This is a genomic window from Flavobacterium gelatinilyticum (assembly GCF_027111295.1).
GTDB classification, from domain to species: Bacteria; Bacteroidota; Bacteroidia; order Flavobacteriales; family Flavobacteriaceae; genus Flavobacterium; species Flavobacterium gelatinilyticum.
Map to the genome: position 1 here is coordinate 117,822 of NZ_CP114287.1, position 24,996 is coordinate 142,817.

The 24,996-nt window shown below is 35.3% G+C and carries 12 protein-coding genes; 7 read left to right on the forward strand and 5 right to left on the reverse strand.

Annotated features, from left to right (window positions below; all coding sequences use genetic code 11):
• Window positions 1-51 precede the first annotated feature (51 nt).
• Complete coding sequence (locus OZP11_RS00400) at window positions 52-2,763, reverse strand: S8 family peptidase (RefSeq protein ID WP_281233267.1); 2,712 nt, start codon at window positions 2,761-2,763, stop codon at window positions 52-54.
• 512 nt (window positions 2,764-3,275) lie between these two features.
• On the opposite strand from OZP11_RS00400, the gene OZP11_RS00405 reads away from it, so the two are divergent.
• On the forward strand, window positions 3,276-4,112 hold the full coding sequence (locus tag OZP11_RS00405; protein ID WP_281233268.1) for a M57 family metalloprotease: 837 nt from the start codon (window positions 3,276-3,278) through the stop codon (window positions 4,110-4,112).
• A 224-nt stretch (window positions 4,113-4,336) separates the two neighbouring features.
• On the opposite strand, the gene OZP11_RS00410 is transcribed toward OZP11_RS00405, so the two are convergent.
• On the reverse strand, window positions 4,337-5,626 hold the full coding sequence (locus OZP11_RS00410) for a hypothetical protein (protein ID WP_281233269.1): 1,290 nt from the start codon (window positions 5,624-5,626) through the stop codon (window positions 4,337-4,339).
• Between the two features lie 511 nt (window positions 5,627-6,137).
• The gene (locus tag OZP11_RS00415) at window positions 6,138-7,649 is read right to left on the reverse strand and encodes a hypothetical protein (protein ID WP_281233270.1); all 1,512 of its coding nucleotides are present in this window, start codon (window positions 7,647-7,649) and stop codon (window positions 6,138-6,140) included.
• 150 nt (window positions 7,650-7,799) lie between these two features.
• Here OZP11_RS00415 and yiaA point away from each other — a divergent pair, with 150 nt between their 5' ends.
• From yiaA to OZP11_RS00435, 4 genes are all read left to right on the forward strand, one after another.
• Complete coding sequence (gene yiaA / locus OZP11_RS00420; protein WP_281233271.1) at window positions 7,800-8,273, forward strand: inner membrane protein YiaA; 474 nt, start codon at window positions 7,800-7,802, stop codon at window positions 8,271-8,273.
• Between the two features lie 72 nt (window positions 8,274-8,345).
• Entirely contained in the window at window positions 8,346-8,663 is a 318-nt protein-coding gene (locus tag OZP11_RS00425; RefSeq protein WP_281233272.1) for a hypothetical protein, read from the forward strand.
• 79 nt (window positions 8,664-8,742) lie between these two features.
• Complete coding sequence (locus tag OZP11_RS00430; RefSeq protein WP_281233273.1) at window positions 8,743-10,290, forward strand: alkaline phosphatase family protein; 1,548 nt, start codon at window positions 8,743-8,745, stop codon at window positions 10,288-10,290.
• Window positions 10,291-10,548: 258 nt separating this feature from the next.
• Complete coding sequence (locus tag OZP11_RS00435; RefSeq protein WP_281233274.1) at window positions 10,549-13,842, forward strand: AsmA family protein; 3,294 nt, start codon at window positions 10,549-10,551, stop codon at window positions 13,840-13,842.
• Between the two features lie 154 nt (window positions 13,843-13,996).
• Here the strand turns inward: OZP11_RS00435 and OZP11_RS00440 are convergent, their stop codons facing one another.
• The gene (locus OZP11_RS00440; protein WP_281233275.1) at window positions 13,997-16,609 is read right to left on the reverse strand and encodes a beta-glucosidase; all 2,613 of its coding nucleotides are present in this window, start codon (window positions 16,607-16,609) and stop codon (window positions 13,997-13,999) included.
• Window positions 16,610-16,791: 182 nt separating this feature from the next.
• Between OZP11_RS00440 and OZP11_RS00445 the strand changes: the two genes are divergently transcribed.
• A complete protein-coding gene (locus tag OZP11_RS00445) occupies window positions 16,792-17,178 on the forward strand; it encodes a S41 family peptidase (RefSeq protein ID WP_281233276.1) in 387 nt (128 codons plus the stop codon).
• 41 nt (window positions 17,179-17,219) lie between these two features.
• Here the strand turns inward: OZP11_RS00445 and OZP11_RS00450 are convergent, their stop codons facing one another.
• On the reverse strand, window positions 17,220-21,281 hold the full coding sequence (locus OZP11_RS00450; RefSeq protein ID WP_281233277.1) for a hybrid sensor histidine kinase/response regulator transcription factor: 4,062 nt from the start codon (window positions 21,279-21,281) through the stop codon (window positions 17,220-17,222).
• Window positions 21,282-22,051: 770 nt separating this feature from the next.
• Here OZP11_RS00450 and OZP11_RS00455 point away from each other — a divergent pair.
• Window positions 22,052-24,994, forward strand: coding sequence for a SusC/RagA family TonB-linked outer membrane protein (locus OZP11_RS00455; protein WP_281233278.1), 2,943 nt, complete (start codon window positions 22,052-22,054; stop codon window positions 24,992-24,994).
• Window positions 24,995-24,996 lie beyond the last annotated feature (2 nt).

Consider the following 24,996-nt stretch of genomic DNA (forward strand, 5'->3'; position numbering starts at 1 on the left):
AATAGTAACCTCAGGGTTGAAACCTTAGACTATTTTATTTCTCATGAATGTTCAAAGAACCGCAATCTTTCCGGTTTGTACCCCGCCCGAATTGGTTATTATTTTATAAAGGTAAATTCCTGCAGAAGTAATCTTGAGATTAATGGTATTGTTTTTTGAAAGCAGTGGAGAAGTTACAATATTTTGTCCGTTGATATCGTACAGATAAAAAACAGCACTTTCCTCTTTGTGAGTTTCAATATTTAATTCTTCATTTTGATGAATCAGTGTTGGATAGACAAAAAATAATTCATCGCCAGAATAATTCGTATCAAGAATTGAAGAACTAACCACATTATCGTTTTCCAGGATTATATTTATTTTATAAGTATTTTTGCCTTTTACAGGAGTTTCATCCGAAAAAGAGAATGTTTTCGAATTGACATCTTGTATTGTTCCAATAACAGCTTCGGAGCCATTATTTAACTTTACCAGTTCGATTCTTTTGATATTGTACAAACTAAAAAGACTGGTCGTAATTTTTACTTTATCGTCTAAAATTTCTGCAAAAGCCAGTTCGAAATAACAATTCGAGTTTTGAGCATATTCTAAAGTTGATTCACTTTTAATTCCCTCGTTACTGTCAAATACAGCTGCGACAGTATAAATTTTTCCATCTGTGTATGTATAAACTGAATTTGTTATCTGTTCCTTAAACTCAAAACTATTTCCTGTGAGCTGATAAATATTAAAAGTTTCAACACCTGCAGGTTTATCCCAGTTAATTTCTGTTGCACCGCTGCAGACCAGACTGTTTCTGATGTTTAAATCGTACGAAATCGTAAAACTGTCAGAGATGTAATCAATACCTTGAATATTCATTTTTAATTTTGCTTTTGCGAATTTTTGTTCCGATGGCATATAAGTAAATTGTTCGCTTTTCAGCTGTATATTATCTGAAAGAATTTCCCAGGTTGTGCCATTGTTAAAGCTTATAGATAATTGTGCCGAAGCATCTGAGAAAGAAGACTGCCATTTAAAAGGCGAAATGGTTTTACCATCATAAGGGAAATTATCATGACTGACAGGATAATTCCATTCAAACTGATTTTCCAGTTCATATTCGTAGGCAATACTGTAATCCTGCGGCATATTAAAAATGTATGTGCCGGCTGTTTTTATAGTGTACAATCCTGATGATGGATTTTCAATAGTTACCTGTTCAATTGTATTTATCTTATCTTTTCCTCGTACCGCCGGCTGTTCAGGAATGTCAGGATTTAGGATCCACGGTAAAAAAGTATTGTTTTCAGGCGAAAGCACTTCCAGATCTAAATCATTTATCAGACAGATATTGCTGTTGATGGGAGCAGGAAGATCGTTCCAGACCAGGGTGATTTTTAAGTTTTTGGCATTTGGCGGAACTGTAATCTGATGTAAATTAGTCTGACCAGATGCTGCAGTTCCAGATGTAATTCGGTTTTCACTGATGGTTTTCAGGCATTTATCAGCATTAACATTTCCATAACCATAGATAAAATCCGGTCCGGATGTTCCTAAATCTTTGGCGCTGTTAACTAAAATCGCTTTTGTCAGCGCATTTGTCAAAGCAGTATGATTTATAATTTCATAATGCTGTTTCATGAGTGCGATAATTCCCGAAGTTAGTGCCGTAGAATTTGATGTTCCCTGCGAACTAAATGCTACCAGTTCCGGTTTTATACGACCGTCATAAGCCGGACCTCTTGATGAGAACGGCATAATTATTTCATTTTGGTCAATACAGCCCAATACAATACTATTTTTAGACTGTTTAAAATTGCCTGTAATAGATTTATAGCCTTCAAGTCCGTTGTTGCCGGAAGAAAAACAATGCGTCAAGTTTGGATTTAAAGATAATTGAGTATCATATGCATTGGCAAGCGAGCCGTAAAAGTTTTCGATGACGGTGCCGTAAGAATGATTCTGAGTCGATACGCCTTGTAAATCTGCTGTTTCATCAGGATAAATATTCATAAAATCAGAAGACTGTATTTTAGCATCTGGCGCGGCTCCTTTTCCTAATACCGAACTATTTCCCAGCCCGGAAACTATAGTAGCCATATCTGTTGCATGACTTGATACGATCGATGATTGTGTCTGTGAAGGAATGTGTTTGTTTAACAGATCTACATCCTTTACATTAAAAAAATCATCTTTTACAGATACAATCTGATTTTCGCCTTTTACAGAAGGAAAATTAATATGCGCTTTAGTAACAGAATTGATACTGAAATTTTGATCGATTATTTTAGAATCCCCTTTAGGCTGCAGTGATTCCTGCGAAACAGCCGATATACTGTTTAAACCGATAACCTCATTGATGATTTTCGCTGAACTGCTTTTTATGACTACAAAGTGATGGTCGAGTACTTTAAGAGCAGGAATGTTTAACAATTTTAAATCGGCGAGGAGTGTTTTAATTGTATCAGCTGCCAGAATGTACTGTCTGTTTTCTTTATGACTGGAAAAATCTGCCGGCAGTTTCCATAAATTGTTTACAGGAAGTATTGGGTTTAGGCGTTTATTGTTTTTTGAGCTGTTATTTTCGACAATGCAAAAGGAATTGTCAAGTTTCTTTATAATCTTCAATTGGTTTTGATGCGCATTTTCTAAAGAAGTGAAATAGTATTTTTCAAATTTCCTTTCGTTATCATTTTTTATGTATTTCTTCCATCGATCCGAATTTTGAGCCAGACTAACGGTTGTTATCATCAAAAATAGAAAAGTAATTTGTTTCTTCATTTATCCGGGGATTAGGGCAGTTGAAAACATCTATATAAAAGGATATTGTTTTTTCTTTTTGAAAGTTGGTAAATACTTTCTTTTCTGAAATAGTATGACGCATACAAATCAAAGTTATTAAATTGTTTGTAATAATTTTAGTATTTTTTTAGCAGCTGACTCAAATCTTCCGGCGAAGTCCTGCTAATTTGTAATTCACTTTCTGTTATTAACATAAATAAGTTAAATCTTGTATTTTTTGTAAAATATTAAGTTGTTAAGAATGTTTTGTTAATAATTTTTTATTTATTAAGTTAATATGTAGTGAATTATTGATTTTACTGGGCTTAACGAGGATAAATAGCTCAGTTTTGTTTAAAAATGAACGTAAATTAATACATAAAATATGTTAAATATTTAGTTTATAAGTATTTTAAGATTAATTTTTTCTAAATTTAAATCAGAAATATTACTAATATTTTGTAAAGACCCCTTTTTAGCAAACTTACTTTTTAACAACAAAAAAAATTATTATGGAAAACATTAAATCATTTTTAGCGCTTTCGTGTATAGCGCTTACATTACTTTCCTGTAACAAAGAAGATGAAGCAGTTCAAACCAATGCTGATACAGCATCTCTTAAAGTGACGCAGGATGTGTTAAATAAAATAAGTTCACTTTCACTAAATAACAAGGATGTTCAGGTAATTAAGAACACAAAGTTAGATGGTACTACAGAGGATGCATTTCTTATTGAAGGATGTATCGTTATGACAGAAGACCAATTAAAAAAAGCGGATCTTCATGGAGGTATCACAACAGAACAATACCGGACGACCAATTTAGTATCGGCACCAAGAACGATTCGCGTTGTTGGATTAACAGGAACCGGTACATCAGCCCTGAGTACCAATATGCGCAACGGGCTTCAGGCGGCAATTAACAGATACAATAATCTGGGATTGTCTATCAATTTTACACTGACATTTAGTTCCAGTACTTCCGGTGCCAATATCGTGGTAAGAAGACAAACCGGATCTGCCGGCGGTGTAGCTGGTTTTCCTTCGGGAGGAAATCCTTATAATTCAGTTACCTTATATTCTGGATTAGATTCGTATTCAACTAATGTAAATGCACACGTGGCTGCGCATGAAATTGGGCACTGTATTGGTTTACGTCATACAGACTGGTTCAGCCGTCAAAGCTGCGGGCAGAATTCAAATGAAGGAACTGCCGGTGTAGGAGCGGTACATATTCCTGGAACACCTACAGGATATGATGCTACTTCGTATATGCGCGCATGTTTCAGTTCAAGCGAAACCGGAGCATTCAATGCTAACGATATTACTGCCCTGAATTATTTATATTAATAGTTGAATAGGATCTCTTTACAAAATATAAAAGAGGCTGCTTCATTATATGGAGCAGCCTCTCTTTTATTTCATACCTTTTTAAACAGTTTCTGTTAATTTATTATACCATCTAAAAAACGTTTAGGTTCAATGGAAAGTTTTTCTTTAGTTATATCCAAAAAAAATAAACCACTCTTTACTTTGCAGTTTAGAGTGGTTTAAAAATGATTTTTTTATTGTTATTATTTACCGCTTGAAGCTGTAATTTTTCCTATTTGAAGTCTGTAATCCGGTCTTCTAGGGTTGTTTATATCAACAAAAGTTTCTTTGTTATCAGTATGTGAATACACATTAAAGAAAACGCTGTTTCCGTACCAGTTTTCTAAATCAGCATTGTCTGTATTGTTTGCTGAAAAGATGTTTCCGTTACATTGGTTAAAAAACATTTCTTCAAATTTGATTTTTTTCAGATTAGCCGCATTGATTTCTGTCTGGCTGTCTAATAAAACAGCAGGATTGAAACCAGAAACTACACTTCTTTTTAATTCTAAAGAAGCATTTTCTGCTACATAGACCGCCTCTTTTACCAAACCTGCCTGAATATCAGCTTTGATATTTTCACTGTCATTCAGCATTGTTATGTTTGTAGCAGCAACCCATGTAGATTTTTTAGTAAAATCAGTTTCGTTTTTCTTTTCGTATGCTTTTACCTCAATACATCTTGAACCGTCTTTGTTACTTGATAAGTAAGAAGATCTTACAGCAAGTGAGTTATATAGACGACACTGTGTGCCTTGTGTAAATTTAAAGTCATCGTTTATCGATTTGTAAGAAACTAACTGAGCAGCATTGACATCACCGCCATAAAAAGCAAACGAATCGCCTCCAGAGTAGCTTACCATGATGTTTTCTAAAACAGTTTTGTTTCCAACTCCTGCAATAGTAACTGCGTTAAAGGTATCTGATCCTTTTACTTTTTTACCAGCAAATTCAATTCTTACGAATTTTAAAACTCCTGAATTGGCAGCCACATTGTCTCCGCCATATAAAGTAAGAGCAGGATCAAGATCTAAGTTATAAGAACCCGCATTACCAAATTTGTTTATTGGAGCATCACCAAGAATTACTAGACCTCCCCAGTCACCTGCTTTTTTCATGCTGCGGTTAGAAGTAAAAACAATAGGGTCTGTTTCCTGGCCCTGCGCCATGATCTGAGCTCCTTTTGTAATTACAAGAGTTCCTTTTGACTCAGCATCTCCAATAATAACCGTACCGGGTTCAATTGTTAAAACTGCATTATTAGTCACATATACATTTCCCTGAAGGATGTATACATTTCTTTTTAGCAATTTTGTATTTTCGGTAATGTTTCCGGCTAAAATTTGATTTGCTTCTTTGGAATCAGCCTTATGAGGTTTAAATTCCGTCCAGTTGTCCAGCCAGTTGCTGTAGCCGATAATTCCTTTTTCTTGTTGTGCATTTACGCCGGCAGCTGTCAGCAGTAAACAAATCATTAAAGTAATTTTTTTCATAGTCTTGGGGGCTATTAGGTATTATACATATAAACACGTGAGGAACGAAGCGATAGTCAAAACAGCTGTTTTTGATCTTCGATGCCGCAACTGGGGAACATTTTACTTCAGGATTAATTAAAATAAAATACCAGTGGCAATTTCCTGCAGTGCCTTTTTACAAATCTAAGCAAATTGTTTGGAGTTTTAAGGGCTTTTACTGAGTTTTAACATTTAAAATAATTACGAATTTAACATTTTTATTTGTAAGTTGTTGATAATTAGTTTAAATCGGTTTTTTCTTTACAATAAAATATTTTTCAGGAAACTTAAAAGATACATTAATACCTTGTTTTTATGGCTCTGACGGTGAAAAATTGCAGATAAAAATGTGCGATATGTGTCATTCCAGCTTTGATTAAAGTGTTTTCATGTAAAATAAAGATTCGGAAACGTAACTTTTGATGATAAAGCAGTGAATTAGAAAGCGCAATTTTAAATCTATTTACGCAGCTTATATAAAAGGTCTTTGTTAGGAAACCGGAAAATAATCAGCTAATAGATTTAAAGTAGTATCATAAATGGGTTTCTGACGTACTTTCGCAAGAAGCCAGGCTATAAAGCTCATGATTAAAATATCCTTAGGTCCGTTCTGCGATGCGATTATAAAAGCTTCTATGTTTTTTTGAAATTTTTCTGTTTTTATAATTTCGGGTTTCATTGCATATTGTTCTACAAACATCAAATATTCTACAACCCGTTCTTCATTAACCGTTAAAAGATATTTTTTATAACGACGCTTAAAACTTTTTATTCGGGATATGGCCAGTTCTGTGTTTTCTTCCTGTACATGAAGCAGAATTTCTACAAGACATTTTTTTATAGCCCAGTCCATGCCCATTTTTTTCTCGTACCAGCTGTCGGTATGGTTTAATTTCGCCATTTCTTTTACGGCATTGCGTCCTGCATTTTGCTGTATATAAAAAACGATCAGCATAAGATGAATGTCATTGCTGTCGTTAGGATCTGCCTTTTTAGTCAGAGACAAAGCTTTTTGTGCAGTTTCGATTGCATTTTGAAAATTTCCTAGAAAATTTTCGTTGAAAGACAGTAATAAAAAATACCGCAGGCAAAATCGCTGATAATATTTACCGGATTGTTTCTGCATTTCTGTTGACATCGAATTTAGATAACTCAAAGATTCTGTAAACCGTCCGTTTCGAAAATAGAAATTCGATATAAAATACAATATATGAATGTGATAATATAAATGTTTATCAGTCAGATCTGCTCTTTTACTGATGAACCTATAGCTTTTAATAACAAAAGATTCTATAGGCGCGTAATTGTTGTTTATAGACGCATATTCATTGGCAATAAACAATATCTGATACAGCGATTTAAAAGTTAAGCCCTGTTTTAATGAGATTCCGTATGTTTCTATCGTGTTTTTAATCAGCGCTTCAAAATCTACAATTCGGCCTTCATGATAAATAGCGGTCAATTCACGACGCAGAACAGCATATCCCAGATTGAGCTGTTCCTCATATTCCAGTTGTTTTTTATTGACTTTGAATTTTTGTATTATTTTGTCAATTGGAAGGGAAAGATTAAAATGGGCAAACTGAATCTGAATCAGGTAAATTTCGTTTAACAGATTAAAATGTTCAATGTTTATTGCCAGTTCTTCGGCTTTAGCCAGACATTTAAAAGCTGTTTTTTCGAGTTTATGTTCAAAAAACAAACGACTTACCACTATAAGACGAAGTATTGCATTTTCCTGCGAGGTATCGTTTTCAAAACTTCGGTTTGCCATAAAGTCAATCATGTTGTCATAAAGCCTTTTTCTCAGGGCATGATATGCATCGGCGCTTTTTTTATCTTTTGAAATGTTTTTTTTGAAATTTATATCGTCAGTTTTTAAAGAATTGAATAATTCGATATTACCGGTGTCTTTTCTTTTGTTTTTCTTTGATAAATAATGAATAAAAGCTTTTGAATCATTTTCATTCATCATTTCAGCTATTTCCTGAAGCGCGTTCATAACTACGATTTTATGTTGATAAAAGTAATAAAAAATTACCCTTAACAATTAAAAATGTGTATTTATATCGTCAGTTATTCTGTTAAATTGATTTTTACATCTCGTGTTACATCCTGAAATTTGCTTCATAATTATAAAACATAAAAAATTATGGAACCGCTAAAATCAAATGAATCAAACAACAATTCAGAATCAAAAAATGCAAGATTACATATAGGACAGAGTCCTTTAAAACCAAGTGCCGCCTTTATTGGCGCTTCATGGATGACGTTACTTATAGGTATGACTTCATATTGTATTGGTCTTTACAATTCAGATATGGCTTACAACGAAAAAGGATATTATTTTACTGTTCTTCTTTTTGGACTTTTCTCGGTTATATCAGTACAAAAAAGTGTGCGTGATAAACTCGAAGGCATACCCGTAACCGATTTGTACTATAGTATAAGCTGGTTTAGTACAATTGCTTCTATAGTACTGCTGGTAATTGGTTTGTGGAATGCCGATTTACTGCTTAGTGAAAAAGGGTTCTTCGGAATGTCTTTTGTATTAGGATTATTTTCGGCACTTGCAGTACAGAAGAATACCCGAGACCTTAAACAATTTGAATCAAACGCTGTATAATATTTTAGCGGAGCCTCATTACTGTCACAACATTGTGCAGTTTTGAGGTTTTCTTTTTTTAATTGGATGATCATGAAAATGAAATACAAATCTTTTGTTTATAGTATTGCAGTCTCACTGCTTGCTATGAGTGTCCTGAATAAAATCTATTGGATTTATATGTGCGGACAATATACTGATTTTGAAGAAACCAAAACGGCTTATCTGAATCTGTTTCCTGATTTTCTTCAAGATGCTTTTATCTTAACTGTCATTGAAATAACGGCATTGGCAGCAGCGATAATTTTGTTTTTAGAATCTATAATGACAGGATATTTAAAAAAGACGTCTCAAATTTTAGTAATATTTTCTATAATTCTCTGCTGGTGGAATCTTTTTTCCCTGATGTAAAACAGGTATAACTACTGGTATAATTCTGATTTTAATTGTCTTAATTTACTTATAATTTTTAATTTAAAACAATTAAAAAATGGAAAACCCAAATCAATTTAACGGTCTGGACACATTTGACCATATCGTAGTACTAATGCTTGAAAACCGATCTTTCGATAATCTGTTAGGTTATCTTTATGCTAAAGAGGAAGTACCAGAGGGTAAAACCTTTGAAGGACTTTACAATCCTGCCGTTGATTATGCGAACCCTATTCCGGAGAGAGCCGTTAATGATTCCGGCGAAAAGACTATTTCGCCTTCACGCGCTGCAGATTATTCAATGCCATATCCGGATCCGGGAGAAGAATATCCTCATGTAAATACACAGCTTTTTAATACCATTATTCCTGATTCTAATATGGGCTTGTCGGATTATCTCATGACAGAACCATACAACCTGCCTGATCCCTTACCGGTGCCGGTTATGAACGGATTTGTCAACGATTACGAAAGCAACCTGAGATCAACTTATAAGATTGATAATCCCGCATACCAACAGTATCAGGTAATTATGCAGTGTTTTGAACCCGACCAGATTCCAACAATGGCTGCTCTGGCTAAGCAGTTTGCCGTTTTTGATCATTGGCATTGTTCGGTTCCCAGTCAAACTTATTGCAATCGCGCATTTTGGCATGCAGGCAGTTCGGGAGGCAAAGTCATTAATCCTATTGAAGAGGATGGACCCGGTGTTCCCGGTTTTGATGGTGATTTCAGAGATATGGATTCGTGGATAAAAAATGTCTGGTCACTGCCTACTATTTTTGACCGAATGAATGACAAAAATATTTCATGGAAAGTCTATGCACCTATTGCACCTTTGAGCATTACGAATATAGTGAATGGATTTGGAGAGGGCAGGGACCATACGCATAGCCATCTTGACTTTTTTGCCGATCTTGAATTGGGAATTCTCCCTCAATATTCATTTGTAGAACCGCAGTTTCTTCATAAGCACAACGATCAGCATCCATCGGCAGTGAATCACGAATTAGCTGTGGGCACTGTAAAATTAGGAGACGAATTAATTCTCGAATTGTATAACGCTATAAAAAGAAGTTCTCAAAGAGATAAAATTCTTTTTATTATCACACATGATGAACATGGCGGTTGTTTTGATCATGTACCGCCTCCGCAAGCCGTACCGCCTGCTGCCGGAATGAAAGGGCAGTGCGATTTTACCTTTGATCGTGCTGGAGTTCGTGTTCCTATGATTATGGTATCGTCTTATATTCAGCCGAATACTATAATTAACACGCAGTTTGATCATACTTCATTTATAAAAACCGTCTGTCAGAAATGGAATCTGGATCCACTGACTGACAGAGATAAAGATCCTGGTGTATTACCCTTTACAGAAGTCTTCTCTGATCAAAAAAGGACAGACTGGCCTGATCTGGGGTCGCACTTAGGTATAGAACAGCTGTTTCCTGATTTTGATACAAGCACAGATCCTTTAAACGGATTACAAAAGGCTATGTTAAACAGTTTATTGCATATCGAAAAAATGAGAGTTCTTGGTAACACCAAGAAAGAAGAAATACAAACAATTGGCGATATGATGGAGTTTATTAAAAGATTTCTTTGACGACAGTCCCTACTAAATAAATTCTATTATAGTTTCAATAAAATTGTAGTTAGATGTTTCAAATTTAGAATTTTACGTTTCCGGACTGTTTAAATTAATTTAGTCAATATTGATATTAAAAATTCGGATAAGAATAAATAGTTCTTCATTCTGAAACAGGTTTATATTTATGATTGTTATTTTTGAGTTAATTTCGCGGTCGGGATTTATTCACTGCTGTTAAATCTCTATTTTTAAAACCATAAACTATACACATAAATGATGATCAGGAAGTTCTTGAAAAAAGCGGCAATTTTTATTCTAACCTTATTTTTATTATTAATAATTACCCTGACAGTTGTTCCGTATGTTTTTAAAGATCAGATACGTGATAAAATAGAAAGTCTCGCCGATGAAAAGCTCAATGCAGAGGTACGTTTTGATGAAATCGGACTTTCTGTTTTCAAACATTTTCCCGCGTTAATTCTTTATACGAAGAACGTCAGCGTAGTGAACAAAAAATTCCAATCTGCTTCATCAAAAGTTGTGAATGCCAAAACCGCTGCAGTTGGAGTAAATTTTTATAGTTTACTAAAAGGTAAAATCGTTTTAGATGCGGTTTATCTGGATGAAGCAAATTTAAACCTTGAAATTGATCCTAAAGGAAAAGCCAATTTTGATATTGTAAAACCTACTGAGGATACTGCAGATACAACCCAGACCGAATTTAAAATCAAACGAGTTGTTATAAACAAAACCAACATATCGTATAATGATAAAAGTGCTGTTTTAAAATTTAAAGTTCAGGATCTTAATTATAAAGGTACAGGAGATTTAAGTGCAGATTACTTTGATCTTAATTCAGATGTAAAAATAAAAACATTTGATTTTAGTGTAGATGGTGTTGATTATGTACGTCATAAACCCATAAATGCAGAAATTGTTACCTACATAGATACTAAAGCGCTTAAATTTAAATTCGAACGAAATACAGTTCGTATTAAAAATTTTCCTTTCTCATTTAATGGTCATTTTGCGTTTATAAAAGGCGGCTATGATTTTGATTTGCGTATGCAGTCAAAAAACTCAACATTAGAAGAAATGCTGTCTATTATTCCGCCGGCCTATGACCAGTGGCGCGAACAGATGGATATTACGGGTAATATAGATTTTAAAATTTTCGCACGCGGTAAATACATGCAGGATCAGTCAGAAAAACCTATAGTTTCAGCCGATCTGGAGATCAATAAAGGAACCATTGCATATAAAAAAATAAAGGAACCTGTAAAAGATATCAATATAAGTGCTAAAGCTTTAATTAGGGATTTAGACATCAATAAATTAAAATTTGATTTAGATAACCTGTCATTTAATCTTGATAACAAGAAAACAGTACTTAATTTTCATTCAGAAGGTTTTAAAAAACTGAAAATTAAAACCGCTGTCAATGCTCATTTAGATGCCGCAAAATTTAAAGAAGCCTTAAATTTAAACGAGCATGATGTTCGCGGTGAAATCGCGGTCGACTTAAAAGCCGATGGTGTTTTTTTACGTGATTTAGGCTTTAGTGTCCGTTTAAATAAAACAGATACCATCATTAAGAGTATTCCAAAGTTTGACCTGAGAGTTAGCCTGAAAAACGGATACTTAAAGAATGTAAATAAAAACGAAGCGATAAGAAACGTTAATTTGGATTTGAGTTTAACGGCTAAAGACAGTATTTTGCGTAATGTTTCCGGTAAAATAACCAATCTGAATGCAGAGGCTCTGGATAATTTTGTCCGAGGACGCTTCGAACTTCACAAACTATATCCTTTTACAGTTGATACAGAATTAGATTCTAAAATTAATCTGGCCTCTATTCATAAATTTTATCCTTTGGACAGTTTAGAGGTTAAGGGAGATTTGAATCTAAAAGTAAGCATGCACGGGGTTTTAAACCGTAAACAGAAGAAATACCCTTCATCGAAATCAGAAATACATATTAAAAACGGGTATGTAAAATCGTTAAAATTTCCAAATATCCCTATAGAGAATATAAATGTAAACGCCGCTGTTACCAGTATGAAAGGTACAGGAGAGGATTTAAATATAAAATTACAGCCGGCAGAATTTCTGTTGGCAGGCTCGCCATTTAAAGTGCAGGGAGAAATTAATAATTTTTACGATTTAGTATATAATATCAGAACTCAGGGAACATTAGATATTGGTAAATTGACTAAAATATTCCCAATTAAAGATGTCAGCGTTTCCGGAATAATTCAGACCAATCTTATAGCCAAAGGTTCTAAAAAAGATTTAGATGCCAAAAACTATGACAATATCAAAAACGGCGGAAAACTCGAAGCCAAAAATATAGTAATCAAAAGCGTTTTGTTTCCGGAACCGTTTCAAATTTCTAAAGGAACATTTAAGTTTTTTAAAGATAAAATGCGTTTCGAGGATTTTAATGCCTCTTATGGTAAATCAGATCTTGTATTAAACGGTTCAATTCATAACGCTTTAAGGTATTTTTTTAACAGAAAGCACTTATACCAAAACAATGAAAAGCTTAAAGCAGATATTGATCTTGTTAGTAATCACATCAATGCGAAGGAGTTTTTCGACATGATTGCGGTTTATACAGACCAAAAAGCAGAACAGGAAGAAGGGCAGAAGGAAGGACAGAAAGCAGATTCTATAGTGGTTAATACTGCTTCAAAAAACGGCAGGGATGCAAATAAAAACTACGTAATCAGAATTCCAAGAACGGCTGATTTAAAAATTTCAGCCAAAGTGAACCTGCTTCAGTTTGATACTTATAAAATCAATGATTTTGTTGGAAATCTGGTTGTGAACGAACGAAAAGTTCAGGTTACTCAGGCTGCTTTTAATATGGCGGGAACCAAAATAGAAATGACTGGAGATTATAAAGCCCAGCATCGATTGTTGGCAAAATACAATGCGAATTTTAAAGCGAGTAATTTTGATATTCAGCGCGCTTACGCCGAGATTCCAATTTTTGCCGAAATGGTTACGATGGCTAAAGATGCCTACGGTTTAGTATCGGTTGACTATCAGTTTGCCGGAAGTATCGATCAGAATATGGATATTGATTTTAAATCGATTGACGGGGAAGGAACACTGACTTTGGAAGATATTAAATTTAAAAACTTCAAACTTTTAAATCACGTAGCCAAAAAAGCAGATGCCGCCGATTTAGAAAAAGCGTCATTTAATAAAATCGCCATTCACTCTGTTATAAAAAATAATGTAATGACCATTACCCCAACAACTATGAAAATGGCTGGTTTTAGAGGCAAGCTTGAAGGTCAGGTTACTATGGATGGTAAACTGAATATAGGTTTCCGATTAGGATTGCCGCCAATGGGACTTATTAATATCCCGATGAAAATTACGGGTACCGCAGATAATTTTGAAATTTCTACCGGCAAATTTAAAGAAGACGTTACTTTTGCAGAAGAAAGTGAACTTAAAAATCTGAAACCGGAATATCGCAGGTCGAGACAGAGAGACAGTTTAAGTGCATCTCGAGGAAATGTACGAATAAAAGATACGGTTAAATCCAGATAAAGAAAGAGAAAAATAAAACGGGATAAAATATTGATAGTATTTTATCCCGTTTTTTAATATGAAAAAATGTAAAGAAAGAACCGAAGGGCATTATTTCAACACATCACTATAATTAATTGAAAGCAGAGCATAATTAGTTTTATAATCGCAAAACTTATTTTTCAAGAACTACGGTTTTACCTGTAAAGTTTATTCTTCCTGTTTGAATATCCTTAGAGCCGTCAGGTTGTTTTCCTCCTGTAGAAATGGTAAACCAGCCCGGTTCTATAACACGCTCTTTTTTCTTGTTGATCATAGAAAGCTGTCTTGGCGTGATAGTAAAAGAAACAGTTTTAGTTTCGCCTTTTTTAAGATGGATTCTTTCAAAACCCTCTAATTGCCAGATCGGGCGTGGAGTAGAGGCTTTCTCATCTTTTAAATACAATTGGGCAACTTCATCTCCGTCACGTTCTCCGGTATTGGTTACATCAACAGTAACTTTAAAATCGCTTTGAGAATTTATATCTTTTGGAAGCTGTAAATTAGAATATTGAAAACTAGTATAACTCAGGCCAAAACCAAAAGGATACAAAGGTGTTTTACGAAAGTAACGGTACGTTCTGCCCTGCATATCATAATTCTCAAATTCAGGAAGCTGATCTGTAGATTTGTAATACGTAACAGGAAGTCTTCCAGCCGGATTGTAATCTCCAAAAAGAACATCTGCAATGGCATTTCCGCCCTGCTGTCCCGGATATCCCGCAGTAAGAATGGCAGGCAGGTTATCATTGGCCCAGTTAACAGAAATCGCACTTCCATTAATTAAAACCAAAATAACAGGTTTTCCTGCCGCATAAACGGCTTTCATAAGTTCCTCCTGATTAGATGGCAGATCCAGGCTGGTTCGGTCTCCGCCATCAAAACCAGCTGCTTCAACTTTCATTTCTTCTCCTTCCAGACGCTCGTTTAATCCCAATACCAGTATGACAGCATCGGCCTCACGGGCTGTATCAACCGCTTCTTGTACTAAGTTTTCCTGTGGTTCAGCCCATAACAACTGTGCAATGGCATCTCCGTAGAAATTTTGGTATTTAATTTCTATTTTATATTTTTTTCCTGCTTCTAAATCTATATTCTGTGGACGAAAGCGTGGATGGTGGTTGTTTTTTCCGCCTGTACTTTTTCCTCCTTCAATCTCAACAGTCATGAAAGGTTTTGACCATTCTGAAATAGTATAAGTTCCTGTTTTTGGAACCGTAAGATAACCAGTCCATTTTACGCTGTATCGGCCCATTTTCAAACGAGGATCTGGTGTATTGATATCCCATTGAAAATCAACATTATCATCTATACGCGTAAAAAGAGGTTTTCCATTCCATTCGGTATTATCATAATATTCTCCGGTAAGTCCCTGTCTGCCGTTTTCATTCTGAAAATAAACAGACGGTATAATTTTCATTGCCGGAACTCCTTTTGCCAGATCGGTTCCTTTGGCATACAGCACTTTGGTATTGGGTTCGAGTTTGTTTTGAATTCCCTTTAAAACAGTTACGGGATTAATTGGCACACCGCTGTAATTTCCCCATAAGGATTGAATGTCATCTGCATTTGGACCTATTACGGCAATTGTTTTGATATTTTTAGAAAGAGGCAGTGTATTGTGCTGGTTTTTCAAAAGAACGATACTTTTTTGCGAAGCTGTTCTGGCAAGCCAGTCGTGCGCCGGATTGTTGTTTACAGAATATGGAATTTGAGCGAAAGGGACGATCTGGTCCGGATCAAACATTCCCAGTTTAAAGCGTGCTGTAAATAAACGCTTGACTGCAATATCAATATCTGCTTCGGTAATTAATTTACGGTCAACAGCTTCTTTTAAAGATTTAAAACTGCTGCCGCATTCCAGATCCAAACCGTTTTTTACCGCTAAAGCAGAAGCACTTGCAGCATCATTTGTAATTTTATGATATTTCCAGATATCAGTTACGGCACCGCAGTCAGAAACAATGTAACCGTTAAATCCCCAGACATTTCTAAGAATATTAAAAAGAAACGGACTTGCGCTGCAGGATTCTCCCCTAAAACGGTTGTAAGCACCCATTACAGAGTAAACATGTCCCTCTTTTACCAGTGTTCTAAAGGCAGGGAGATAGGTTTCATAAAGGTCGATTTCACTTGTATTGGCATCAAAAAAATGACGTGAAGGCTCTGGTCCGGAATGCACTGCATAGTGTTTGGCGGTAGCAATTGTTTTTAAATATTTTTCATTTTTGCCCTGAAGCCCGTTTACGTAGTTAAGACCTAACTGGCTGGTAAGATACGGATCTTCTCCATAAGTTTCGTGACCTCGTCCCCAGCGCGGATCGCGAAAAATATTCACATTTGGCGACCAGAATGTCAAGCCCTGGTACATACCGTGCTGGCCTCTTCGCAAATATTCATGATGTTTGGCACGGGCTTCATCAGAAATTACATTGGCAGCATCAAATACTAATTGGCGGTCCCAGGAAGAGGCAATTGAAATAGATTGTGGAAAAACAGTCGCATATCCCGCGCGGGCAACACCGTGAAGAGATTCGTTCCACCAGTTGTACTCAGGAATTCCTAAGCGGTCAATTGCCGGTGCTGCATCCATCAGCTGGTTAATTTTTTCGTCTAATGACATTCTTGAAACGAGATCATTGACACGTTGATCTGTTGACAGATTCGGATTTTTAAACGGAAAATTTTCTTGCGCAGAGGTGGTTAAAGCAAAAAAATGAAGTGCAATGATAATGGAAATTTTTTTCATGGTTTTTTGGCAGTGTTAGATATATTCTGTCCTAAAACAGAACTTTTTAAGTTGTAGGAGTTTAGAGTTCTAAATGTAAGATAAATTGTTGTATAAAGTGAGCAACAGCGTTTTTTATTAATTATCGTGCAAGACAGTTTGTAAAGAACGAAAAAGAGTTTGCAAAATTTTTAATACCAGATATGTCATATCCCGGCAGGTTTGTCTGGAAAAAAAGCGAAACAATTTCTCCCATAAAAAATAAATACTACAAAGGCAGGGTTATTGTTTTGGTCGATGAAGATACACAAAGTGCTTCCGAATTTGCGTCTATGATGTTTCAGGCTGGTGATAAAGCAACTACCATAGGTTCTCAAACTTCTGGAGCAGACGGAAATGTCTCGCACAATGAATTTCTGGGATATCAATCGCTGATTACAGGAATAGGCGTGTTTTATCCGGATAAAACTGAAACGCAGCGAGTAGGAATTAAAATAGATCTTGTAATACGTCCAACCATAAAAGGAATGGTGGAGGGGAGAGATGAGATTTTGGAAAAAGCTGTAGAGTTTGCCGCCCTTAATCCTTAAAATATTTGGTAAATTAAGCAGAAGTACTCAAAAACTGCTGCTTATTTAAGGTCTCTTTTTTGGGTGACATTTAGTTCCTTATTAAAAGAATTTCTGTATTTTTTGATGTATTCTGAAGGTTTCATGCCAAACAGTTTTACAAACTGCTGACGGAAATACCGCTGATCTTCGATACCAACCTGAGGGCCAACCTGTGCTATATTGATGTTTTCGGTAAGCATAATTACAGCGGCTCTTCGGATTCTTATCGACCTGATAAAAACATTTACCGTTTGTCCTGAAATGGCTTTGATTTTTTTGTAAAGGCTGGAATGACTCATACCCATCGCAGTAGAGAAGCTCTTTAAGTTGAATTCTGTGTTTTCAAGATTAGCTTCGACGATTTCGATGCATTTATCAAGAAACTCTTTGTATTCAAGAGGAACTTTATTGACGTTTTCACGAAGTGTTATGCTGTCCAGGAAATACCTGCGCAGCTGCCCTCTGTTTCGAAGGACAGAATCAACCCTTGCCAGAAGCAAATCACTGTCAAAAGGTTTGGTAACATAATCATCGGCGCCTTCTGTAATACTTTGCAGATGAATGTCATTACTGCTCGCAGCTGTGAGCAGTATAACCGTAATATGACTCAGATCATCATTCTGCTTGATTTTTTTGCACAAATCCAAACCGTTCATGCCCTCCATAGAAATATCACTCAGAACAATATCCGGCATATGTTTTTCTACAAGTTTTAATCCGTCAAGGCCATTAAAAGCGGTATATACAATATAGTTTTTGGAGAAAAGCTTCACGAGATACTGGTTCATCTCAGGATTATCTTCAACAATTAACAAAACCCTTTTTGCAGTAACTAACTCTTCCTGTAGATTTTCCGGAAATGAAGATTCTGTTGTTTCAAATGTGTTTTGCTGTGCGGCAGGCATTCCTTCAAGAAGTTCTCCCACAAGCGTTGACATCTGCGGATTCTCATTTATACTCAGTTCTTCAAAATGACTGTTCCCTTTTGGAAGTATAATGCTGAAAGAAGTTCCTTCTCCAACTTTACTTTTACAGGTTAACGAGCCATGATGTTTGGTCACGAAATATTTGGCAATGTAAAGCCCTATTCCAAAACCATTACTGCTTTTGGATTGAAGCTGCTTGAATTTTTCAAAAATAGTGTCAATATCATTTTCATTAATACCGCTTCCGGTATCCGATATAATTATGGAAACATCAAAGTCGTTCTCAATTATTTCAATGGTTATCGATCCCTCAGAAGGAGTGAATTTGAATGCATTTGAAATTAGATTGAAAAGTGTGATTTCTATTTTTTCATAATCGCCGTATATTTCAGCCGGTGTTTCTTTTTCAATAAACCTATAGTCTAACTGTTTAGCTGCCGCCATTTGTGTAAAGCTTTCATAAATTTCACGGCATAGTGTATTTAGGTTAATCTTCGAAATTTTGAGTTGATCGAGATCTGTCTCTGCTTTTCTAAACAGCAGCAACTGATCTGTAAGACTCAGTAAACGTTTCGCATTTTTATAAGCCAGATTAAGGTCAAGATCGTCTTTTGAATGTTTTTTTCTTTGAATTGCACTTTTAAGCGGATTTATAATTAAAGACAAAGGCGTACGCAGTTCATGCGCCATATAGGTAAACATCGAGAATTGTTTCTCGGCATGTTCTTTGTCTTTTTTATGTTCCATTCGGGCAAGTTTTATCTCATAGCGAAGTCTTTCCTTATTTTTATGATAGCCTACATAGACATAGATTGCTGCCACAGCTGCGATTAAATAAAATGTATAAGCCCACCATGTTCTGTACCAGGGCGGCAGGATTTTTACTGCAGCCAGTGCCACCTCGTTTGTCCAATTGCCAAAAACATCCGTTGTCTTTACTTTAAAAACATAAGTTCCTTCAGTCAGCCTTGAATAATTTGCTCTGTTTTCTTTTGATGTATAATTCCAGTTTTTATCCCAGCCTTCCAGAAAGTAAGCCGTATTTATTTTTTCAGAATTGACATAATCAAGATAAACAAAATCAAAACTTAATGCCGATTTTTCATAAGGAAGTTCGACACCGCTTATCATTTCGAGATTTTTTTCTGTAATATACGGGCTGTTCAATTTTAGAGACTCATTGTTTACCAGCAGATCGTTTAATAAAAACCGTCCCGTATTTTTTTTGTCTTTTATACTGTCAGGATGAAAAACATTGAATCCGTTTATGCCGCCAAAAATAAACTCGCCTGTAGAAAGTTTCGTACCGGCATTCCAGCTGAATTGACTTCCCTGGAGCCCATCTGTGACGCCAAAATTTCTGAAAGTTTTGTTTTTAGGATTAAATCGTGAAATTCCATGGTACGTACTCATCCATAAATTCCCGTTTTTGTCTTCCAGCAGCCGAAGGATTGTATTACTTGAAAGACCATTCTCGGTTGTGAATTTTTTATAAGTTCTTGTTTTTCTGTTAAATAAAAGCAGACCGCCTTCGACTGTACCAATCCAGAGATTATTATTTTGATCTTCTGTAATACAGCGAATGTTATAATCAGAATGATAGTGTTTTACTTTTTTTGTTTTTGAATCTATTTCGAAAAAAGAATTGAATGTACCGCCCCAGATTTTTCCGTCTTTGGTTTCATACAAACAAGTTACATCACGCAGTGTATTGCTGTAGCAGACGAATTTGTTTTGTTTCCGGTCAAACTGATATAAAGCTCCTGCATTTGTTACAGCGAGCCACAGCGTTTTTTTCGAATCCAAAAAGAGCAGCCATGATTCTTGTTCTGCTTTTTTAGTGTATTGGTTATAGATTGAAAAATTTTGAATTGCTTTTGATTTTGGATCAATGCGGCACACACCGCCTTTCCACATAGCCACCCAAATCGCATTATCAGAATCCCTGACGATGCTGGTCACAAAATTGCTCTGAATTTTTCTGCCCGAGGGCGATGAAGCAGAGTAAACATCGTAAGTATTTTGTTTTCTGTTCCAGTATCGTATTCCCGATCCATCTGTGCCAATCCATATATTTTTCTTTTCATCTTCACAAAACGAAAGCATAAAGTTTGCAGCAGGATCTTCGTCTTCTTTATTCGTAAGCGGGTCCCTGCTTTTAAAATGATTAAAATAAAGTGGTTTTTTCCCCATCATGCTTACACCGCCGCGCAGGGTTCCAAACCACATTTCTCCGTTTCTGCTTTCGAAAATATCATATATGGATTTACTTTTAAGCAATGCAGCAGGACCGCTGGCAATATATAAAACAGGAGCAGTCTGATTTTTTTTAAGCGTATAAAGACCCGCACCGTCAGTGGCAATCCAGAGTCTGTTTTCCTGCTGAAAAAAATCTCTTACCACTGTTTTTTCCAGAAAGTAATTTTTAGAATACGTATTTAGCTTTTCATTATATAAGTAAGCCCCTTCGTCTGATCCAATCCAGAGGCCTTCATTTGTCAGTTTAATACAATTTGCCCCTGTTATGGCAGTGTTAAGAAGCGTTAGTTTTTTCGATTTGATGTCGTACTGGCACAGACCGGTTCCTGTTATAAAAACATAAAAAGTTTGTTTTTGAGCATTATAAGCTATTGATCTTGCAATATATTTTAGTTTTCCATTAAAAGGCACCGCAGTTCCGGTTTTTTCGCCTTCTTTAAAAATTACTACGGCTTCTTTTGTCGCAACGACAATGATGTGCAGGGAATGTACAGCAATTATTTCGTAGGCAGTAACGTTTAAAGGCTTGATTTTTTTGTTAATATCATAATATTGCAGCGGTTTAAAGGAGGATCGTTCTGCATTAAAAACAACAGGACCGGCAGTGGTGCCTATCCAGAGATTATTTTCAAAGTCACCTTCAATACAGCTTATGGCATTCCCCTGAATCGAATTGGGATCTGTGTGAATATGACGGTAAATTTTAAAATCGTTTCCATCATATCGGTTCAGCCCATCAAAAGTTCCAAACCACATATACCCATTTTGATCCTGATATATTGATGCAGCAGAATTATTAGAAAGTCCCGATGAAATATCAAGATGCTTTATTGGATAATTCTGCCCCAATGCACTTATAGAAAGAAGAATAATAAGAAAGGACTTTAGATTAACCATAGATTTTTTTTTAAACGCCTGCTTTGATATGAAAATAGAAAATCTAATCTCAAAACTCAATCAATTTTTAGATGGATGCCAAATCAGTATATTTTGCGAAAATAATGATTTAGTATATAAGGTGTAAAAGTAACATTTGTTTTTCAGATAAATTTCAGGCTCCTGTTTCGAACTGTTTTTTCTCATATAAAAATTAAGATTTTGATCTTTTTTAAATAAATTTTAGAAAAAAATGCACCAATTAAAAATTTCAATTTAAAGGATTATTAAATATAATATTTTAACGGCGATTCTTTTAGAGAGTCGTTTTTTTTGCTGTAAAAAATTGACAAATATGTTTTTATTCAGCTTTATAAATATGCTTTTACGAAATTGTCCCCTTTTATAAATGAATTTTTCCCTGTCTTAAAAACTTGTTGCAGCCTTAATTTGCAGTCTGAGTTGATAACTATAACGTTTGAATAATGCTATTCTAAATTTTGTTCAAAAAAAGTCAGCGAAAGAAACTAACACATTATGCTAACCTAAAACCAATTTTAAAAATGATCAGTACTTCAATTAAAACCTAAAGCAGAAATCCTTTTTCTCATTTTAAACGATAGTGTAAACCTTATCGAATACGCGCATTTATAATCTTAAGAATTGATTTCTGAAAAAAAACATCTGTAAAAGAAAGTCTCATTTTTTTACAGGTTATATTTCGGTGCAGTTATTTTGATAACCGTCACTAATTCACAAAAACTAACTTAAACCAGCCCAATTAAAAAAGTATGAAAAGAATTAAAACCAAATTTTTACTTTTATTACTCTTACTTCCTTTTTGTGTTTTCGCTCAAACCACAATCAGCGGAGTTGTCCTGGAAAATGGCTCTAAACAACCCATTCCGGGAGTAAACGTAAAAGTCTCCGGTGCAAATATCAGCACGACTACGGACTTTGATGGAAAATTTCAATTATCCGGCGTAAAATCAGACAGCCAGATAACGTTTTCCTTTACCGGTTATGTCAATAAAACTATTACAGTTGGAGGACAAAAAAATGTAAGTATATATCTTGCAGAAGATACCAATGAACTAAAAGAAGTAGTGGTTCAGGTAGGTTACGGAAGCGTTAAAAAGAAAGATGCTACAGGATCTGTTACCGCACTTTCTACAAAAGACTTTAACAAAGGAAATAATATTACGACAGAAAATCTGCTTAACGGAAGGGTGGCAGGTTTAACCGTAAACTCAACGGGTGCTCCGGGTTCCAGTTCTCAAATTAGAATTCGAGGAGGAAGTTCCCTTTTTGCAAGCAATGATCCTCTTATTGTTATCGATGGACTGCCCCTTGATAATGCTACAAATACAGGATCTTCTTCATTTTTGGCATCATTAAATCCGGCAACTGTCGAGTCGATTACAGTTTTAAAAGATGCATCGGCTTCTGCAATTTATGGTTCACGTGCGGCTAACGGTGTTATTATTATAACGACCAAAAAAGGAAGCAAAACATTATCTGTAGATTATAATGTGCAATATGCTGCAGGTACACTGACTAAAACGGTTGATGTTTTTAGTGCAGATGAATTTAGAAGTGTTATCGCTGACAGAAGAAGCGATGACCTTGACAAACTTGGAACTGCGAATACAGACTGGCAGAAAGCAATTTACAGAAATACAGGTACAATAGATCAGAGTTTAGCCATTAGAGGAAACTTATTTGATATTATTCCAACAAGTCTGACACTTGGAAATACAGATCAGCAGGGACTTCGTTTGACGAATAATTTTAAAAGAAACACTGTTGGTTTAGTAATGAATCCGGCCTTTTTGGATAATCATTTAAAATTGAGACTTTCGGCGAATTATACAGATGAGATAAACAGATTTACAGATGCTGTTGAAGGAGCAGCCATTGGTTTTGATCCAACGCAGCCTATAAGAGTCGAGGGAGCACCTTATGGCGGTTATTTTGAATATACAACAGGTGTAGATGCAAACGGAAATTATCCTTTGGTAGCTACTGCTGCAAGAAATCCTGTTTCGCAGTTGTTGAATACAAATGACAGAGGGACGAACAGCAGAATTTTTGGAAATTTTGAGATAGATTATAAATTTCATTTTTTACCTGCTTTAAGAGCCGTTGTAAATGTTGGTTTTGATGAATCGAATGGAGAAAGAAGAAGACTGGTTGGTGCAGATGCCGGATCAGCTCCTTCAAACAATAACATTCCGTACGGTACAAATGAATATACAGAACAAACCAGAAGAAATAAATTATTAGATACGTATTTAGTTTATAACAAAACTTTTAACTCATTGAATTTTGAAATGACAGGTGGTTATTCGTATCAAAAATTTCAAAGTTCAAAATTTGAAACCGGAAATGTTTTAAACCCGGATCTGCCATCAACATTTCCTGAAACAACTCTTGATACAGATGTTGTATTGTTAGGATTTTTTGCCAGAACAAATTTAAACTTTAGAGACAAATATTTATTAACGCTGTCTTACAGAAGAGATGGTTCTTCACGATTCGAAGAAGCAAATCGCTGGGGGAATTTCCCTTCTGCAGCCTTTGCATGGAAAATTAAAGAAGATTTTTTTAAAGACAACAACACGTTATCTGACTTAAAATTACGATTAAGTTACGGAATTACAGGACAGCAGGATATTCCGGAACCAAACGGATATTTACAAAAATATCAGGTTGGAAGCGGAAACTCTGAATACTATTTTGGAGACAGTCCGGTTCCGGTTGCACTTCCTTCAAAAAGAACAAACAACCTGAAATGGGAAGAAACGACTTCGTATAACGCAGGTATGGATTTTGGTTTCTTAAATAATCGCTTATCAGCCGGACTAGACGTTTATTATAAAGAATCGAAAGATTTATTGGTAAACGCAGCCATATCAGACGGAAGTAATTTTTCGAACCGTGTATATCAAAACGTAGGAAGCTTTACCACAAAAGGTATCGAGTTTACCATTAATGCAAATGCAGTTAAAACAGAAAATTTTAACTGGAATATGAATTTTAATATTGCAAAATTCGAAAGAAGAATCAAAAATCTGGTTGGCGGAACAGACATCTTTTTAGGAGATAATATAGCAGGAACAGGAACTCCTGGACAAATCTTTAGAGAAGGCTATACACCGTATTCTTTCTACGTGTACAAACAATTGTACAATAACGAAGGAAAACCAATAGACGGCGCTTTTGCCGATTTAAACGGCGACAACATCAAAAATGATTCAGATAAATACATTTATAACAATCCGGATCCGGATTTTACATTAGGATTTGCATCTAATATGAATTATAAAAAATTTGATTTTTCATTTAATTTAAGAGCCAGTATTGGTAACCGTATTTTTAATGCCGTTGATGCCAGCAGAGCACAATATGATGCTATGGAAAATGGAGGTGTTTTAAGTAATATTCCATCCCAGATAAGAGAAACTAATTTTCAGACTACTTCAAATGTTTTATTGTCAGATATTTATATAGAAGATGCATCGTTTTTAAAATTAGACAACATTACGTTGGGGTATACATTAAACAACTGGCTGAACAGCAAAGCCTCATTGAGAGTATCAACAGGAGTTCAGAATGTTTTTGTACTGACAAAATACAGTGGTCTGGATCCTGAAATTACAAATAATGGTGTAGATAAAACGATTTACCCTAGACAGCGCTCCATTTTATTTGGTGTTAATCTTAAATTTTAATA